17 protein-coding genes and 1 tRNA gene are annotated in these 18189 nt (G+C 51.2%); 3 read left to right on the top strand and 15 right to left on the bottom strand.

What is annotated here, in order from left to right; translation table 11 throughout:
• Window positions 1–19: 19 nt before the first annotated feature.
• The 4 genes from PG728_RS01850 to PG728_RS01835 all read right to left on the bottom strand — a co-directional run bounded on the left by PG728_RS01850 (window position 20) and on the right by PG728_RS01835 (window position 4766).
• Window positions 20–1060, bottom strand: a complete 1041-nt coding sequence (locus tag PG728_RS01850; RefSeq protein ID WP_270625440.1) for a LacI family DNA-binding transcriptional regulator — start codon at window positions 1058–1060, stop codon at window positions 20–22.
• A gap of 615 nt (window positions 1061–1675) precedes the next feature.
• Window positions 1676–1751, bottom strand: a tRNA-Thr gene (locus PG728_RS01845).
• A gap of 136 nt (window positions 1752–1887) precedes the next feature.
• Window positions 1888–2811: a DsbA family protein gene (locus PG728_RS01840; RefSeq protein ID WP_072509304.1), complete on the bottom strand. Its 924-nt coding sequence runs from the start codon at window positions 2809–2811 to the stop codon at window positions 1888–1890.
• 116 nt (window positions 2812–2927) lie between these two features.
• The gene (locus tag PG728_RS01835) at window positions 2928–4766 is read right to left on the bottom strand and encodes a serine/threonine-protein kinase (protein WP_270625439.1); all 1839 of its coding nucleotides are present in this window, start codon (window positions 4764–4766) and stop codon (window positions 2928–2930) included.
• Between the two features lie 110 nt (window positions 4767–4876).
• Between PG728_RS01835 and PG728_RS01830 the strand changes: the two genes are divergently transcribed.
• Entirely contained in the window at window positions 4877–6151 is a 1275-nt protein-coding gene (locus PG728_RS01830) for a DUF4032 domain-containing protein (RefSeq protein ID WP_270625437.1), read from the top strand.
• A gap of 22 nt (window positions 6152–6173) precedes the next feature.
• Here the strand turns inward: PG728_RS01830 and PG728_RS01825 are convergent, their stop codons facing one another.
• Genes PG728_RS01825 through PG728_RS01815 form a run of 3 tightly spaced genes read right to left on the bottom strand, consistent with a single transcriptional unit; the run spans window position 6174 to window position 9344 of the window.
• Window positions 6174–7496 (bottom strand): sensor histidine kinase, encoded by a 1323-nt coding sequence (locus tag PG728_RS01825; RefSeq protein WP_270625436.1) that lies wholly within the window; start codon window positions 7494–7496, stop codon window positions 6174–6176.
• Window positions 7497–7502: 6 nt separating this feature from the next.
• Window positions 7503–8183 (bottom strand): response regulator transcription factor, encoded by a 681-nt coding sequence (locus PG728_RS01820; protein WP_072509300.1) that lies wholly within the window; start codon window positions 8181–8183, stop codon window positions 7503–7505.
• 60 nt (window positions 8184–8243) lie between these two features.
• Entirely contained in the window at window positions 8244–9344 is a 1101-nt protein-coding gene (locus PG728_RS01815) for an adenylate/guanylate cyclase domain-containing protein (protein WP_072509299.1), read from the bottom strand.
• Window positions 9345–9681: 337 nt separating this feature from the next.
• Between PG728_RS01815 and PG728_RS01810 the strand changes: the two genes are divergently transcribed.
• Window positions 9682–10383 carry a Maf family protein gene (locus PG728_RS01810; RefSeq protein ID WP_270625433.1) on the top strand — a complete coding sequence of 234 codons (702 nt, stop codon included), beginning with the start codon at window positions 9682–9684 and terminating at the stop codon, window positions 10381–10383.
• A gap of 37 nt (window positions 10384–10420) precedes the next feature.
• Window positions 10421–11404 carry a DapH/DapD/GlmU-related protein gene (locus tag PG728_RS01805; protein WP_072509296.1) on the top strand — a complete coding sequence of 328 codons (984 nt, stop codon included), beginning with the start codon at window positions 10421–10423 and terminating at the stop codon, window positions 11402–11404.
• Between the two features lie 272 nt (window positions 11405–11676).
• On the opposite strand, the gene PG728_RS01800 is transcribed toward PG728_RS01805, so the two are convergent.
• The 8 genes from PG728_RS01800 to rsmD form a co-directional block, all read right to left on the bottom strand.
• A complete protein-coding gene (locus PG728_RS01800) occupies window positions 11677–11907 on the bottom strand; it encodes a hypothetical protein (RefSeq protein ID WP_270625430.1) in 231 nt (76 codons plus the stop codon).
• Window positions 11908–13130: 1223 nt separating this feature from the next.
• Window positions 13131–13751, bottom strand: coding sequence for a response regulator (locus tag PG728_RS01795; RefSeq protein ID WP_072509294.1), 621 nt, complete (start codon window positions 13749–13751; stop codon window positions 13131–13133).
• Between the two features lie 148 nt (window positions 13752–13899).
• Entirely contained in the window at window positions 13900–14808 is a 909-nt protein-coding gene (gene mutM / locus PG728_RS01790; protein WP_072509293.1) for a bifunctional DNA-formamidopyrimidine glycosylase/DNA-(apurinic or apyrimidinic site) lyase, read from the bottom strand.
• Window positions 14809–14866: 58 nt separating this feature from the next.
• Window positions 14867–15586, bottom strand: coding sequence for a ribonuclease III (gene rnc / locus PG728_RS01785; RefSeq protein ID WP_270625427.1), 720 nt, complete (start codon window positions 15584–15586; stop codon window positions 14867–14869).
• On the bottom strand, window positions 15583–16173 hold the full coding sequence (locus tag PG728_RS01780; RefSeq protein WP_270625426.1) for a YceD family protein: 591 nt from the start codon (window positions 16171–16173) through the stop codon (window positions 15583–15585). The genes rnc and PG728_RS01780 overlap by 4 nt, the downstream gene beginning before the upstream one ends.
• A gap of 55 nt (window positions 16174–16228) precedes the next feature.
• Window positions 16229–16918, bottom strand: coding sequence for a hypothetical protein (locus PG728_RS01775; RefSeq protein ID WP_072509290.1), 690 nt, complete (start codon window positions 16916–16918; stop codon window positions 16229–16231).
• A 15-nt stretch (window positions 16919–16933) separates the two neighbouring features.
• Complete coding sequence (gene coaD / locus PG728_RS01770) at window positions 16934–17452, bottom strand: pantetheine-phosphate adenylyltransferase (protein ID WP_072509289.1); 519 nt, start codon at window positions 17450–17452, stop codon at window positions 16934–16936.
• 61 nt (window positions 17453–17513) lie between these two features.
• Window positions 17514–18128, bottom strand: a complete 615-nt coding sequence (gene rsmD, locus PG728_RS01765; protein WP_072509288.1) for a 16S rRNA (guanine(966)-N(2))-methyltransferase RsmD — start codon at window positions 18126–18128, stop codon at window positions 17514–17516.
• Window positions 18129–18189: the final 61 nt, after the last annotated feature.

Genomic DNA, 18189 nt, shown 5'->3' with positions numbered 1-18189 from the left:
TCTTATACCTTTCATTAGATTAAATAGGTTGACAGCGGCAAGAATTGCCGATATGTAGTTCATATGGACATACGATGTCCGTTTGCTTGACCCGCTCGTTACGCATCAGGTTTTCTAGCTGCACCACAGCTTGATCCGCCATCGCACGAATTGGTTGCACGATAGTGGTAAGTGAAAATCCTGGCCATACCGCTGGAGTAACACCATCAAAACCTCCCACAGCGACGTCGTCAGGAACGCTAATACCATGAGCGTTAAAATCCTCTATTATCCCAAAAGCAATGGCATCTGAGCCACACAGAATTGCCTCTGGTAACCCACGTTTTAGCGAACGAAAATGTTTTGCGGCGTTATACCCGCCCCCAGTTCCCAGATCGGTACGCACAATCCACTCGGTAGGGGTGGACAATCCGCTTTCGATTAGACCTTCAAGATACCCAACGTGACGCTCGTTTGAAGCCGAAGATCTCCGGGGACCAATAGCCAGCGCTATCTTCTTATATCCGTGGCTCACCATATGTAGAGCCATATCTTTTGCCGCGTTCTTGTTATCTATTCCCACAAAAGCTGCACGTACTGTTGGCATTTTGCGTGATACCTGTACATAAGGCAGGTTTGCATTGCGCAATAGGCGAGCTACCGAAGCATCGCCGTCTTGTGTTGCGGTAAGAATGATTCCATTAACTCCATGCTGAGTCATTGTTTGCACGGTCGAGAGCAAATCTTTAGGACGGTCGCCGGTATGAGCTAACAGCGTGTTTAGATTATGTGACCGAGCGACCTCTGCTACAGCAACGCCTAGCTCCTGGTAAAACGGGTTGGAAAGATCCGCAAGTACCAAACCTACCAACGAGGGGATAGTGTGCATATTTGTAGCACGTTCTGGTACTTCTATACCGTAAGCACGTGCCAATTCGATTATTGACCGCCGGGTTTCATCAGAGATTCCTGGCTTCCCATTTAATGCATAGGAGACCGCTGCCTTCGACACTCCCAACACCTGGGCGATATCAGATGCCGATCCGCGGGTAGCCCTACTACGGTTCTCATTAACCCTCATGCATTTCTCCTTGTAACGCCCAAGGCTCGCTTCTTTGCTGAGACCCTTTTGGACGCTTATGCTCATAATCACATCAAGCCTAGGAGTTAAGCAACGTTAAGTTGTAGGGTTTATTTTTTACGTTTCTCCTGTTTAACCCAAGTGTTACCGCGTAGGAGACCGAAGCTTTTTAAAAACGAGCAATAATCACCAACACCGGTAAGCTACGATTTGCCCCAAACAATCTTCAAAAATGAACATTCTCCGATGGTGATATAAGCAGCACGACCTTGACGCGTTCTAAGTCACTATGAGTGATTATCGCTATCCGCCGCTCTTATGCATATGAATCATTCTTGCTGCGCTACCTTTCCCACTCGACTGAATAATGAGAAATGGCTAGGGAGCAATCACGGGAACCCAGCAAGACACTTCCGCTTTCTCAGCTAGCTGATATTTTTAGAACATGAGTGAACAAAATATACTATCTGCCGAGAATGCTAGAAAAAAGTTCATAGGCAACACCTATAGACCCATGGGAAAAAAGGCCTCCGTTCGCTCGGGTGGTGAAAATGCCTGCCGAATTGTAAAGACTCGCAACCAAATCCTAGCTGCGCGACAATAACCATTCTCGCCTGGAGCCGACTATCGGGCTCGAACCGATGACCTGCTGTTTACAAGACAGCTGCTCTACCAACTGAGCTAAGTCGGCCTAGGAAGCGCTGCAACCAGCACCACCCTCGCGCCTTCGAAAAGGCACGTCCTTTAGTTTGCCATGACTTCCGTAGATGACCAAAACCGCAGCTAAATCCCGGCTTGGAAACCTACGGAAACCACAGGTATAACGGCTATTTACCCAACAGCGCCCCTTCATTCAAAGAACCATCATTATTGAAGGGCTTTTCAACCAATTTGCCATTGGAAGCAAACATCGGGGTTCCCACCTGTTTAGTTTGTTTTCCGGCGGCGTCAGCCCACTGCTGTTGCCAGCCGATTAGTCGCTTAGATTCAGTATCGGCAGCAAAGGTGGCTATCACTTCATCTTTGATTCCCAGTTGCTTAGCAATTTCTTTGATTTTCGCCAAAGATTGCCCGGCATCAGCCATAATTGTGTTTTGACCTTGGTCTTTCCAGCCTTGCTCCTCGCCTTTAGCAAACATGGTTTCCCAGGCAACTGCCATTAGCTTTTCATGGAAATCCAACAGTTTATCGGGCTGCTCGGCACCAACCTGCATCGCCGCCTCTCCCGCAATCACTGTCCAAGGAATCGCGTGAGTAACCACTGTATGTAAAACCAGATTGGTTTTCCCATCTTTAGCCAGTTTCAAAATTTCTTTACCGTTTTGCTTTTCTACATTTAAGCAGGCCGGGCAAGCATAGGAGTACCACATTTCAACCGTGGGCACGCCTGTCTTTGCCTTATACACACCCTTATCACTAACTAAAATCCCTTGGGCAGCCTCAACTGCTTCTTTACCCGACAGGGCAGCTATTTTTTCTGGACTCTGACCGGAAATGACTGCGCCGCTACCGTTCTGCGCTTCTGCCGCTTGGTTATTTCCGCTCTGTGCAATCAGGTATCCGGCGAGGGCGACCGCCGCCACTACTACTAGCACCACCAGCGCAATCAGTGCGCGTTTCATTGTCTGTTTGCGCCGCGCGGCTTCGCGTTGCGCCTCTACTTGTTTCCAGAGCTTTTCTTGCCGGGCTTTCTGGTTCTGAGCCGAATTTTTAGCTTTTCCAGCTTGGATTTTTCCTTTTTTCTGTGTCATCGTTTTCTCCGCAAATTTCCTGGTTTATTGTTTCAAGCATAGACGAGGACGCGCCCTCCTCCCAGCCAAGTGATGCCACTAGGCTTATCTGGGTATCCGCTCGCCCCACTCCTCGCTTACCAGTTTCCATTTACCACCATATATTGCGCCGTGGCTGCCGCCCCTACCGTTACTAATAGCCAAAACACGCGGCTAACCGGGCCGCTAAACATTCGCATAGCACTGCCGAAGCCTACCCTAAACGCCCGCGAACACAGCGCTACGATTGCCGTGAACAGGGAATACGTTAAATATAACCAGAGGTGCTGCACCTCGGGCATCTCCCGTATTCCCGCCGGTAGCAGCGAGTTGGCAACCTCGATAAGTGGCTGACACCCATATTCTCCTATCAAGGTCACTCCCACTCCCACCATGATAGTAGTTAGCGCTGCCCCTATTAGGGGAGTGAGGACGGGTTGGGATTTAAGGGCTGCTCGCGGGGGTTTAAGCAACCCGGAAACTAATTGCGCATCACGCAAACGCGCCCTGAACACTCCAAATAGGCAGAAAACTCCTACTGCGACCATCATAATCGCGGCATAAACATAGGAGTTTAAGTCTCTGACCAAGGAGTTTGGGTTCAAAGCTACTGCCCCTGCCCCCAGGCATAATGCCAACATCAACAGCACACAGGACAACCACGCCAGGGGCAATTTGTGGGGGATATAACGGGGTTGCCACTCGGCTGAACCAGAAAGATTCCCGGCTTCGCTTTGGCTGTCCCCAATAGTGCGTAAATGCGAATCTTGACCTTGAGCCCTAAAATCGGTACCTAGACCTGCCCCTATAGGTTTTAGCTGCTCGCCCTCGTTCCTTCCCCGTAATTGTCCCCCACTATTGGCAGGCGGAGCAGGATAGTCCCCATTATTTTCATCTAACAAAGCTGCGGTTGTAGCGAGAGCCACCCCATTTACCGGTTGATTATTCCGCGGAGCGTAACTGGGGGGAAGTACGCTTTGCCTGCCTGCCACCGCTGCGCCACCGCCAGGAGCACTAAGCGCAGTCGCCGCCTCCTCCCCAAGGAGCTCCTCCCCAAGGAGAGCCGCGTTGTTAGCAAAACCGGAATCGTTGCTATCTAGCACCACCGAATCCGGGGAGGTAACTGGCAGATAGGACGTAGGGTTTTCCCCTTCACTAACCGCTTCAAAAGCCGCTATTAGTTGCTGCGGGCAAGGACGAAGCGCGGGATCTACTTGAAAACCGGCAGCAAACACGGTCGCTAGCTGCCCCGGAATCCCCGACAAATCTGGGCTACCCGCACCGATTCGCCCTAGGACTGCTTCAATAGGTCCAGACCCGAAAGGAGGATGCCCACTTGCGCAATAGAGCAACACGCATAACCATGCCCACCAGTCATCTTGCTCCTGGGCATTTTCACCGTGAATCAGCTGTGGAGAAATATATCCCGGAGTCCCGGTAACCAAACCGGTAGCGGTTAGCCGTTCTTCACCAACAGTTTGGGAGATTCCGAAATCGATAAGCACCGGTCCTTGTGCCGCAATCATAATATTTGCCGGCTTTATATCCCGGTGCAAAACCCCGGCACTGTGCAGTTCCCGTAAAATCCGTGCCAACCATTTTGCCAAGTCAATCAAATCCGGTAAGTCCCAAGTACCATGCTTAATTACGTCCTCGGCCAGAGTTACCCCTTTAATCAGCTCCATTGCCACATAGGGCGTATCGCCATCGATATTTACTTCAATAACTTTTGCCACTCCGGAGGAGCTGACCCGGTTAATCGCGTCTGCTTCCCGCTCCAGGCGTTTTCTGGCAGTGGGATCATTAGCTATCTGCGGATGCAGGAACTTTAAAGCAACCAGGCGACCATCGGCAGATTGGGCTTTATAGACCGAAGCCATTCCCCCTGCCCCCAGGGTTTCAAGAACCTGGTATCCGCCTATTTGCTGCTCGACCACGCTTTCCCCACCTGTTTCGTAATGTTCCTAAATCGAGTTTAGCTAACCACGTTCGCACTTACCCAACCACTTGTGAAACAATTGTCCGGTGTTAGGTAAGAGGAGGAAATATGCCAGGTAAACAAAAACTGCGAGTCACTACCTCGGGAACCTCTTCTTTTTATTCTCTGATTCCCTCTCTGCCCTGGTCACTACCATTAAAGGACTGGCCTAACGACTTATTGGCTGCGCTTCCACGCGGTATTTCTCGTCACGTGGTGCGTTTCATTAAGGCTGGCGGGGCGATTTTCGCGGTAAAAGAGATACCGGAAGAGGACGCGCTTCACGAATACCAGATGTTGCGGGAGCTGCACCAAAAAGAACTCCCTTCCGTTAGTGTTGCCGCCGTGGTTGCCGGGAGGGTTGAGGAGAATGGCGAAGAGCTTTCCGCCGCCTTAATCACCCATCACCTGCAATACTCTCTCCCCTACCGGGTATTATTATCGAAGCATTTATCTAGGGATAACTTGGAACGGGTTCTGGATTCTCTAGTAGTTTTGCTGGTACGTCTCCATTTGAATGGTTTTTATTGGGGGGACGTATCTTTGTCTAACACTTTGTTCCGTCGGGACGCGGGTATCTATGCCGCTTACCTGGTAGACGCGGAAACGGGACGCTTTTACGATAATCTGTCCGACCGGTCTCGCGAATACGATGTTTCCTTGGGTGCAATGAATATCATCGGAGAATTGATGGATTTGCAGGCCGGGGGTCTGGTAAACGCCGATATTGACGTTACCGCAATCGGCGATTATCTAGAGCAGCGCTACCAGGATTTATGGAATGATTTAACCGGTTCTGAGCGTATTCCCGCCGATGAGATTTGGCGGGTTGGGGCGAGGGCGGAAAGACTTGGGCAGCTGGGTTTCGATATCGGTCAGGTTGATATTGAATCTGACGAGGACGGCGATTTTCTTCGTTTCCAACCCCGCGTGGTCGAGGCGGGGCATTTTCAGCGTCGCGTAAAAGATTTAACTGGTTTGGAAGTTCAAGAGGAACAGGCAAAACGCATTTATACCGACATTTTGACTTATCAGCGTCGCAAAAAACTTGAGAAAACCCCGCTGCGTCTGGTGGCGAACACCTGGATGGATCGGATTTATCTGCCCACTATCAGCGCGATTCCCGATGATTTGCAAGCAAAACTTCAGCCTGCCCAGATTTTCCACGAAGTGTTAGAACATCGCTGGTTTATGTCAGAAAAAGCTGGACATCATGTCCATACCCGCAAAGCCGTCAAAGATTATATTCGCACCCAACTAGCGGCACGTCCTGATGAACAGGTGGTGCTACCTATGCCACTGACGGCACCTGTGGATTCGGCCGGGTTCATGGATTCTGAATAAGAACCCAAAGGCGCTAGCTACCTTAATGCCGTCCGTGCCGCCGTCCCACTACTACCAGACCGCCTTCTGGGAGCAGACGGTCTGGGGACATGGATTCCGAAACTGCCGATAGTGAAATCGTGAACATCACCGGTTTACGGCTAGTTAGCTCAATCCGTCCCCCATCCGCTTCTATCAGGTCTTTTGCGAGCGCCAGACCGATTCCGCTAGAGCCATGACCGCTAACTCCCCGCCGGAAAATATCGGGAGCTATTTCTTCGCTCACGCCCTCGCCCTCGTCAGTAACTTCTACGAAAATCGAGCGTTTTGACACTCCTTTGCGGGTCGAAACCGTAACTGTACCTGCCCCATATTTGAGGGAGTTTTCTACTAATGTGGCTATCGCTTGCGAAAGTGAGGAGGGCGTGGCTAGGGGTAAGCGGTCACTCACCTGGTTAATAAACAGAATTTCGCGTCCTTTTGCCGCGAATTGACCTGCCCATTCGTCCTTTTGCTGACGGAAAATTTCCTCTATTTTTACGGCTTGAGTATTGCCATGGGTAGCTTGTCGGGCACGTTCTTTCAAGTCCCCAACTACTTGAGTTATCCGTTCTATTTGCTCTAGACAGGCTTCGGCTTCGTGTTTTACTTCCTCATTGTCGGTTAAATACTCGATTTCTTCAATCCGCATTGACAGCGCGGTTAGCGGGGTACGCAGCTGGTGGGTGACATCGGAAGCGAACTGACGTTCTTTCGCGATTCTGCCGATAATGCGTTCTCCTGAGCGGGAAAGCTCCTCACTAACCAGGTCAATTTCTTCAATCCCTGTGGGTTCAATCCGGGCTTGAACTGCCCCTGAGCCTACTTGTTCTGCCTGTGCAGACAGATAGATTAGGGGCGCTGCCAAGCGTCTAGAGCCGCGGAATGCAAAAGCAGTACCCGCGCCGAGCGCCACTGCTGCGCAGATTAGAACTGCACAGACGGCTCCGATGGAGGACCAGATTACTGGAACAGCGGAGGAGCGGATAGTGATATACAGACCGCCTGCACTGCGGGTATGGGATTGTAGTTTCCACCTGTTAGCGATAGCACCAGAATCATATATTCGTTTTTCTCGCTGGTCAATGGTGATTTGGGATTCGGGAACGTTTACCTTTTGCCATTGGGATACCGCTTGGCGCATCCTCTCTAGGTCATGCACCCCAATCTGGTCGAGATAACGCGACAACGTAGCGACCTGACCGTTTTGAGCACTTTGAGCCGACTGCCACACATAGGAGGGAGCCAATACCGCCAGGGGAAGCCCGAGCAGAGTCAGGGATACCAGGACGGATTGGAAAACCATTAGCAACGCGCGGCGGCGCATCGCTGGCTACTTTCGTTCAGTCTCGAAACGGAAACCCATCCCTCGCACCGTGGAAATGTAATAGGGATAGGCGGCATCGTCGCCAAGTTTGCGCCGCAACCAGGATATATGCATATCTAGGGTCTTGGTAGAGCCAGCGGGATCTGAGCCCCACACCTCTTGCATAATTACTTGGCGGGAAACCACGTTACCAGCTTCTTTAATCAATATCCGCAGTAAATCGAATTCTTTAGCGGTCAGCTGCAATTCTCGCCCATCTTGGAAAGCTCGATGAGCAGAGACATCAATTTTTATGTCTTGTGCTTCGAGGGTGTCATCTTGAAAGTCACTACCGGCACGGCGCAAAAGGGCGCGCACCCGGGCTAACAGTTCCGCTAGGCGGAAAGGCTTGGTTACATAGTCGTCTGCTCCCGCGTCTAGCCCGACTACCATATCGACCTCATCGGTGCGCGCGGTGAGCACCAGAATCGGCAGAGATGACCCTTGGGAACGAATCTCCCGAGCTACGTCTAGACCGTCAATATCCGGTAACCCTAGGTCTAAAACCACTAAATCAGCACCGATAATGTCGCCGAGAGCTCCCCTACCGGTACCGTGGGAACGCACTTCATATCCCTCACGCCCTAGGGCGCGCGCCAATGGTTCGGAGATTGCGGGATCATCTTCAACAAGTAAAACTGTAGTCATATTTCCATGGTAATCTAAACAATTCTTTAGCGCTAGCGGCTCAGATTTATATTAGCTTTACTATTCCTTTGCCACCGTTGGAAGTATCTCTAAGATAGTACGACGAATCAAAGGTTTGGAAGCACCATCAGTTTTACCGCGAGTAAGCTGCCAAGCTTCCACTTCCCCCAATCCCTGCAAGTCGGCAGTCTCTGCCTGTTTGACTGTAAACAGTCCCTCTCTGTCCAGTTCGCGAAGCTGGTTCGCCGAGGTAGCATCCATTAAGATTTGCCCGCGAGGAGCAATATCAACCAGGCGCGAAGCCAGATTAACTGGGGGACCAAAAATATCTCCAGAACGCGAAACCACCCGCCCATGCACCAGGGAAGCACGCACCGGCAAAATCTCGGGGCGAGAGTTCAAGAAATCAACCATGGCACACACAATATCGGCGGCAACTAGCAAATCGTCAGCGACAAACAGGACGGCATCCCCTAAGGTCTTGACCACTCGTCCTCCCCGAGTGGTTATCACGTCCCGACAAGCCATTTCAAAACTTTGCACTAAATCCGCGAGCGCCGCTCCGCTCATAGTTGAGGAGCGACGTGTATAGGCAACCATATCCACGAATCCCATGCAACGATCGAGAGGATAGGAATCAGATACCGCGGCTTTCGCGTCGCGCATTTCAACTTCTCGGTTGGTGTTGAGCAAAAGGTATGCCATTTGCCGGCGCCAGGCATATCCCAGTTGGGATTGCAGCAGCTCTATATATTGGTCAATCTCGTCCAAGACGACTAAACGGGCAGAGGTATCGTCCAGTTGCATTCGTTCCTGAAAGTCAGCCACGATTGCTTCTAGTTGCCACAACACCAGGCGATCGGCCATATATGATTGGGCGCGTAGCAGAGAAGTTACCGTATTGCGGGCGAGTGCCCCCTCCCCGACTTCTTGATTCCATTCTTTAATTGCTTGCGCATCTTGCTCGGTGAACATATAGGTGTCGGGGTCAGCTTTAGGGAAACCGCAGGAAGTCCAAAATCGATCAACTACTTCAATTTCTACCCCTAATTGTTCTGCCATTTCCCGCATGGTCATAGTGGGTGCACCCCCTATAAGTTTCCATACCGGACGCATCACGGTATTTCGCGCGAGGTGGGCAGCTGACATGAAATCACTCACTCTTCAACCTTAAGGTGAACGACCTCACTTTTCCTAACAGACGCGGTATTTCGGTAACTTTATTTGAAAGTCTTTTCTGTGTTCCGTAGTTTTTCTGACGTTTCGGTCTTCGTAGTGGGAGAATTTGTTTTATTTTCGGGACTTTTCCTGTGCTTTTGCTTTTGCCGCTCAGAGGAGGCTTGCTTTTTTGTTTCCGTCTTTTCCCTCCCGATTCACCCACTCTCCCTCCCGATTCACCCACTCTCCCTCCGGGTTCACCCTCACTCGCTCCCTAGCACCCCCTCTCTCCTTCTCCTATGCCTCTCCCTGCACGCGCCATCTTCTTATGATAGAGAGTATGACTGATCGACTTCTTTTAGCCTCTGCGTCCTCGGCGCGCGTAAAAGTCCTGACTGGGGCGGGGATTTCCCCTTTGGTTTGGGCGGCCGATATTGACGAGGACGCAGTGCGCGCCCGACTGGGTGATGCTGCCCCTTCACAGGTGGTTACGGCATTGGCGCACTCGAAAGCCCATAAAATAGCAGATTTATTAACTGTCACCAGTATTTCTGACTTGGGATCTTTACCGGCTGAGACTACGACCCGGCAAGCGATTTCCCGCATTTCAGTCGGAGACCGCCTGGTGGTGATGGGGTGTGACTCGATGTTGTTGCTGAACGGGCAACTGCGGGGTAAACCCCATACTTTTGAGCGCGCCCTCTCCCAAATCAGGGAGCTTTCTGGAGCTTGCCCAATACTGTTTACCGGTCACTGCACACTTTCTTTACTTCGCACTGAAAACGGCTTTAGCTTTGATAAAGAGGCTGAGGGACATTCTGAAGCGACCCTTTACTTTAGCGAAATTTCCCAGGACGAGGCGCGAGCCTATGCTGAAAGTGAAGAGCCTTTGGAGGTGGCAGGAGGATTCACCATTGATGGCTTAGGGGGAGCGTTTATTGATTCAATTAAAGGTGACCCTCACGGTATCATTGGTATTTCTTTGCCATTAACTCGTAAACTATTAAACGAACTTGGGATTTTTTGGCCAAATTTATGGTAAAAGCTACCATTCAAAGCCCAAAGGATAAGGTTAAGTTATGAATGAACGAAAAGCACGCGGAGTAGGGCTCGCTACCGTCAGCGAAAACGGGCAAACCTTGGATGTATGGTATCCGCGTCCTTATCTAGGCGAGGAACCTCAACCTATCGATGATGATTTAATAGCTAAACTCAGCCAAATTGAGGGGCGTGATGAGGGGCGAGGCGTCAGCCGTACCGTCACCGTGGTAACTATTGATTTGGATGAGTCTGCCCGTTCTACTGCCGATGCTTATCTGCGTCTGCACTTACTGTCGCATCGTTTAGCGAAACCGAACACCATCAACCTAGATGGTATTTTTGCTCGTCTGCCAACGGTGGCGTGGACTACGGAAGGCCCTTGCTCGATTGAAGACTTTGAGGAAACCCGGATGCGTATGCGTTTGCAGTACGGACATCCTATTCACTTACTCAGCGTGGATAAGTTTCCACCGATGGTGAACTATATTATTCCCTCGGGGGTACGTATTGCCGATGGCGCGAAAGTCCGTTTAGGTGCATATTTGGCACCGGGCACTACGGTTATGCATGCCGGGTTTGTGAATTTTAATGCCGGCACTTTGGGGGCTTGCCTAATTGAGGGTCGGGTTGCTCAGGGAGTTGTCATTGGTGATGGCTCCGACATAGGTGGCGGAGCCGCTACTGAAACCACTATTCCTGGTGAAAGTGGTAAACAGATTTCCTTAGGTAAACGGTGTTTGTTGGGTGCTAATTCGGGACTCGGTATTGCTTTGGGAGATGACTGTGTGGTTGAGCCGGGTCTAATTTTGACTGCTGGCACGAAGGTTTCGGTGCTCCCTCATGCCGGGGTTGCCCCCTCTGCCGAGGGTTATTTCGCAGAGCCGGTAGTAGTTACTGCGGTTGAACTATCAGGGGTTTCGGATGTTATCTTCCGCCGTAACTCTCAGTCAGGTCGCGTTGAGGCATTGCCCCGTGCTGGGAAAGAAATCAAGCTAGCTGCCATTTCTCGCATCAACGCCTAGTTTTCTGCCCTCCCTGATTAGCTACAGGAAGTGCGGGGAGCGGTTTTATGCCGAAGGACAGGATTTCACAACACAAGGGGCGCGACCGGCAAAAAATGGGAGTAATAACAGGAAAAGCAGGGGAAAGTTCAGTCCGAGTGGGCGGGGTGGAGGATTTATGCCGAGGGGTAGACACCCTAGCCACCAAGATTCCATAGAATCGGATACCCGGTAACAAATCTAAAAATCTGTAATTCTTAAGGCGTTAAATCCGTAAAAATGCGAAAGCATTTTTACGGATTTCGGGGCGCGAGGCAAAATCCTCCTCCCCGCAACACCCCAACAAAGCCGGTAACAGAATCCCGGAGTGCTTTTACCGAGCCAGCCCCGACACAGGAGACAACCAACCCCCGCACCCACAACTTCCAGGCATATAACCAGACAATCACGCTCACCTGAGCAACATTTTCGCCCTCCCAAGACAAAACCACCCTCCCGATTTCAGGCATACGCGCCGTTTTCACCCTCCCGAGACAAAACCACCCTCCCAATACCGGCAAAACGCCCCAATAACGACCACAATTCCCATCTCGGGAGGGCGCAACCGCACCCGGAGGGCGAAAACGTCACCAAAAGAAGGGGCGCGACCGGCGAGAGAAGCGGAAGGACTGACAAGAAGGGCGGGGGAAAGTTTGATCCGAGTAGGTGCGGTGGGCATAAGAATTCGGAAAACGCCGCCACGTTTTCCAAAGTCTTGGGCAGAAGGACAAACTTTCCCCCGCCCCCACAGTTTTCAGACAGGCAAGGGGCGCGGCCGGTAAAAGATACGAGAGGGGCTTGACCGGCGAAGCCGGTCACGGGGTCCCCGGAGTGCTTTTACCGAGCCAACCCCACACCACGACATCTTTCAGACAATCACGCCCACCAAGGCAACATTTCCACCCTCCCAAGACAAAAACACCCTCCCAATAACGGCAAAACGCCCCAATAACGACCACAATTCCCATCTCGGGAGGGCGCAACTGCACCGGGAGGGCGAAAACGTCACCAAAAAAGGGCGCGGCGGGTAAATATGCGGAAGTAATGACAGGAAAAGCAGGGGGAAAGTTTGTCCTCCTGCATCCACAGCTTCCAAACACGCAAGGGGCGCGACCGGTAAAAGATACGAACGGGGCTTGACCTGCGCAGCAGGTCACGGGGTCCCCGGAGTGCTTTTACCGAGCCAGCCCCACACCACGACATCTTTCAGACAATCACGCTCACCTGAGCAACATTTTCACCCTCCCAAGACAAAAGCACCCTCCCAATCCGGGCAAAACGACCCAATTCCGACCACAATTCCCATCTCGGGAGGGCGCAACCGCACCGGGAGGGTAAAAACGTCACCCAAAAGGGCGCGGCGGGTAAAAGATATGGGTTTAAGTACTGGAAGTGCGGAGAGCAGTTTTATGCCGAGGGATAGGATTTCGGAACATCAAGGGGCGCGGCCGGTAAAAGATACGGGAGTATTGGCAGAAGGGCGGGGGAAAGTTTGATCCGAGTAGGTGCGGTGGGCATAAGAATTCGGAAAACGCCGCCACGTTTTCCAAATTCTTGGGCAGGAGGACAAACTTTCCCCCGCCCCCAGCCCCGACACGGGAAACAATCACCCCCCGCACCCACAACTTCCAGGCACCCAAGAGACGCGGCCGGTAAAAGATATGGAAGTAAAGCGGGGACTGCCGGGGCGGAAGTAATGCGCGGGCAGTTATGACTGATGACGCCAACCGGCACTGCGCTGACTGGCAACCCACGCAGCAACCTGCGTGCGCCGCTGCAACCCCATTTTTGCCAGTAACGAAGTGATATGGTTTTTAACAGTCTTTTCCGCTACCCCGAGTTTCTCGCCGATTTCACGATTAGATAACCCCTCACCGATTAGGTTTAACACTTTGCGCTCGGCGGGAGTCAGATTAGCGGTGGGGTCTTCATTTCCGGCGCGTCGGCGGGTAACTGTGCGTTCATCCAGCAGTACCCGTCCTCCTTCGACTGCTCGGATAACATCGGTTATTTCTGCTCCCCGCACGGTTTTCAACACATAGGCTTTTGCCCCTGCCTGTAGGGATTCTGCTAAAGCATCATCATCGTCAAAGCTAGTGAGCACAATAGCCAATGATTTGGGTGAAACCTCACGCAACTGTTTCATGACGTCAATACCGGTTCCATCAGGCATTTGTAAATCTACCAGCACCACGTCGGGGTGAACCAGTTCGGCGCGACGAACCGCGTCTTCAACGGTTCCAGCTTCTGCCACAACCTCCATTCCCACGGTTCGATCCACTATGTCAGCAATGCCTCGCCGCACGATTTCGTGGTCGTCAATTATCATCACCCGGGTGGGGTGTTCCTCCGTCCTTGACTGTTGGATGCTCATTTTTTGATTCTATCTAATCGCGGTAGTAGATAAATACTATTTTTACAATAGTTTGCTCTGCTGGGCGTTGCCACCAAAATATATATCCTTCAGAAAACTATACCTAGTTATCTAGGGGCTGACATTTGGGGCAGTAGGTGGCATTGCGCCCTGATTGCTGCAACTTTTCTAGGGTCGCGCCACAGATTTTGCAGGGTTCTCCGCCTCGCCCATACACCATTAGTTCCTGCTCGAAATAGCCAGGGTTGCCGCTGGTATCTACGTATAGCTCATCGAAAGATGTACCGCCTTGTTTGATGGCAGCTTTCATGATTTCACCTGCACATCTAAATACTTCCTTGATTCGCTCTGCGGGAAGGGAATTAGCGCTTTGTGCGGGGCTCATCTTGGCAGCAAATAGAGCTTCATCTGCATAAATATTACCGATTCCGGAAACCAGTTTTTGGTCTAGTAGGGAGTGTTTGATGGAGCTCTTGCGTTTTTGAACGGTGTCAATAATTTTTTGGCAGTCTACTCCCGGATCAAGCACATCTCGAGCCACGTTTTGTTCTACCCGCCGGGGAATCAAGCAGGAGTTAGCACCCCAACCGGCAGGTTTCTTGTCCTTGGTTTCTACTAGCGGTTCAACCAGCATCCGTCCGAATGTCCGTTGGTCTACGAAATTAACTTTGCGTCCATCGACTAGCTCTATCGCTACCCGCAGGTGTGCGCGATTTTTTGAGGAGATATCGATTCCTGGTTGGTTAATAAGAATCTGCCCGGACATCCCGAGATGAATTACCAGCGAATACTGGGTTTGTTCCCCGGTATTATCTTTGCCTAGCAACCAGATAAACTTCCCGCGCCGCACGGCGTGAGTAATACTCCATCCTTCCAGGGCTTCTATGAAACGTTTCGGTTCCTGTCCGCGCAAAGATCCGGGAAATAGTACTTTAACGTTTTTTATTTGCGCTCCGATTAGTTGTTTTTCTATGCCGCGACGCACAACCTCAACTTCTGGTAATTCTGGCATTTTTGATTCCCCTCAACCTTAGTGTCGTCTTTTGATCTCAAAATATTAAAGTCAATGGTTAAAAACCTAGTGGCGTTGTGATTCCGTGTTCGTCTCTTAGGTTCATGACCGCTTGCCTGGCAGCTTCGTGTTCTGCCACTTTCTTTGACCGTCCTTTTCCAAATCCTATTTCCCGTTCGCCGAGTATCGCTCGCGCACTGTAGCGGCGGTTGTGGTCTGGCCCGGTTCCTGTGACTGTAAATTCTACGGAATGCACTCCTAGCTGCCCGGTTAGTTCTTGTAAAGTTGTTTTCCAATCCATTCCGGCACCGCGTTCTAGGGCGTGGTCAAGCAAATCTTTTAACAGGTTTTCTACAACTTCACGGGTAGCTTCCAGACCGTGGCAAAGATAGGTGGCTCCGATTAGGGCTTCTACCGTGTCAGAGAGGATGGAGTCTTTTTCTCGTCCTCCGGTTTTTTCCTCGCCGCGTCCTAATAAAATGTAGTCCCCTAATCCGATGTTTCTAGCTACGGACGCTAATGGTTCTTGGGAGACGGTGGCCGAGCGCATTTTGGCTAAATGCCCTTCGGGGTGAGAGGGATAGGAACGGTAGAGGCGTTCGGTAACTATCAGTTGCAGAACCGCGTCTCCTAGGAATTCGAGACGCTCATTTGTGGGTAGCCCGTCTTGTTCGTGTGCAAAAGAGCGGTGGGTTAAAGCCAGCACTACCATTTCGGGGTCTAGTTCTATCCCCCATTTAGATAGCAGTTTCGCTAAATCTTGCGAACCGCGGTTCATTCTTTCTTCTTTCCCTGCTCATCAAATATCCCTGCTAGCGCTGACCAGCGTGAATCTATCACCTCGTGGTGGTGATCTTCTTCAGCGGCGGCTAACGAAATTCCGCATTCAGGGCAAAGTCCCAGACAGTCTGGGGTGCAGAGCACCGAATAGGGAATTTGTGGAACGATTGCGTCTATCAAAAGTGGTTCTAAGTCTATGCGAGAATCAGAGCGAACTTGATAGGCATCGTCTAACTCATCATACACGCTTGAGTCGTCACTCACCTCATTGAGGAGGCGCGCTAACACATCGGGATAGTAGTAGATGCGGGTTAGAGAAAACTCCAGGGACTTTTCTACCGGCGTCAAACAGCGTACGCATTGACCTTCAGCTCTACCGCTACCGCTAACGCTGAGGGAAACTCCCTCCGAAATAGCTACCGCCAACAGGTCTAATTCCAGTGATTGCCCGGCGCGAACCGCCATATTTTCGGTGCCGATAGCGGCAGGAATGTCTACTGTTACCTGCCAGCTTTTACTGTCTCCCTCAGCAGAACCTAGCCCGGTTAATTCCAAAGGAATTACGGCTTTATTTTCTTTTCTCACTCCCCATAGCCTAGGCGCTATTGTCTTTTAACGCCAGCAGCCAAGGCTGGGCAGTTTAGAACTGAGGACGTTCTTGGCGAGAAAACTGGGCGCGCCCTTGGCGTGTTTGTTCCGCAATCCCTCCGAGCAGCTCTTCAAGCTGTGCCAATGATTCATTTACATATTGGTCTGATTGGTTCATAAAGTCGCTGGCTTGCTGGCGTGCCTCTTGAACGGTTTGCCTTGCTGCTTGCTGCGCTTCTCTATAGATGTTTTCTTGAGAAACTAGCTGGTCTGCACGCTGGCGTGCCTCTTGAAGTATCTGATCAGCCCGCTGATTAGCTTGGGCAATGGTTTCTTCGGCTTGCGCATCAGCATGGTTTATCGTGGACTCTGCCCGTTGATTCGCCTCTGCAATTGTCTGTTCGGCTTGCGCATTTGCTTGCGTAACCGTGTTATGAGCTTCTTCTTCAGCTTCCCGAGTTACCTGTTCTGCTTCAACGCGAGCATCGGATATAGTTTGCGCTGCTTCCTCATCGGCAGCGTCCAAAACCTTGTTAGCATCAGCCACAATTCTGTCCGCGTTCACCAGGTCAGCGGGTAGGGCGGCGCGAGCGTTATCTAGCAGCTCCACTCCCTCTGCCTGGTTAATCATCACCGAAGCTGAGAAGGGAACACCACGCCCCTGTTCAATCATTTCGCTCAGACGGTTTAATACCGCGATTACATCTGAGGGTGCATACTGGGCTTCTTCCTGGGGAGCCATGATTATCCTTTCTGTTTATAGAGGTAAACTTGGGTTTGAGCTTGGATTATTTTCCGAGGACGCAGCAAATGCTTTTTGTAGGGCTTGAGCTACCTGTGGGGGAACAAATCCGGATACGTCTCCGCCGTAAGCTGCGATTTCTTTAACTACTGAGGAAGAAATCAAAGCGTTTTCGGGGGAAGTCGGAATTAAAACTGTGTCAATGCCAGATAGTTGTCGATTCGCGAAAGCCTGGGTCAATTCACTGTCGGTATCTGTTGAGTTCCGTATTCCTTTTACCAGGGCTTTCGCCTGATAGCGGGCAGCTAAATCGCAAGCTAGCCCCGCCCAAGTAACTACCTGGACATTAGCTAGAGTTTCGGTTGCTTCCGTGATAAATGTAGCCCGCTCGGCTACGTCAAATAGATAGTTTTTCTTTGAGTTTTTCGCTACTGCCACGATTACCCGGTCAAAAAGATGGGCTGCGCGGTCGATAACATCTAGATGACCATAGGTTAGAGGGTCGTAAGAGCCGACACACACAACAGTACTCATAGCTACAAAATACCCGCAAGCTGCCACTTAATGCGCTGTCCCACGCGGAAGAGGACGTAAACTATTTTTCTTCTTGAAGATTTGTAGCGTTTTCCGGGACATCTTTTAGGGCTGGACGCAGGAAATAGATAATGCTTTCTCCATAGATTTTTTGGGATTGTTCTTCCCAAAATTCCCTGTCCCATTCCGGGGCTTCATCACGGGCGGAGCGCTCTACCACTATCCAGGCGTCCGGGTCGCATAGCGGGTGCAGATTGCTGAGGGTTTTCAGGATTTCCGCATTTTCCATAGCGTAGGGCGGGTCAATAAATACCAGTTCCCACTGGGGATTAGGGTTGGCTCCCACCCATCGAGAGGCTAGGAAAGCTAGTGCTGGCTGCACATACAGTTTGGCTTCTTTGAAAACTGGATTGGCTGCCAGGTTCTTTCTGATGGCTTTGGCTGCTTCTTGAGATTGATCAACTAGGTCGAGACTTAAGGCGCCTCGGGACAGGGTTTCAAACCCGTAGGCTCCGGAACCGGCGAAAAGGTCGAGAACGCAGGCATTTTCCACAGCTCCTCGGGCTTGCAGGGCGGAAAAAACTGCCTCTCGAACCCGGTCTTGGGTAGGACGCGTACCGCGGGAGGGAACACTTAAATGAGTCCCCCTAGCAGTGCCCGCTATTATTCTCATCATGATGTCAGTCTAACCCGAGCAAAGTATCAAGCTAGAAACTACGGCATTACCAGCGTTTACA

Origin of the sequence: Varibaculum timonense (genome assembly GCF_027694345.1) — a bacterium.
In the GTDB taxonomy this organism is placed as follows: Bacteria; Actinomycetota; Actinomycetes; order Actinomycetales; family Actinomycetaceae; genus Varibaculum; species Varibaculum timonense_A.
This window is presented reverse-complemented; position numbering and strand designations above follow the sequence as displayed.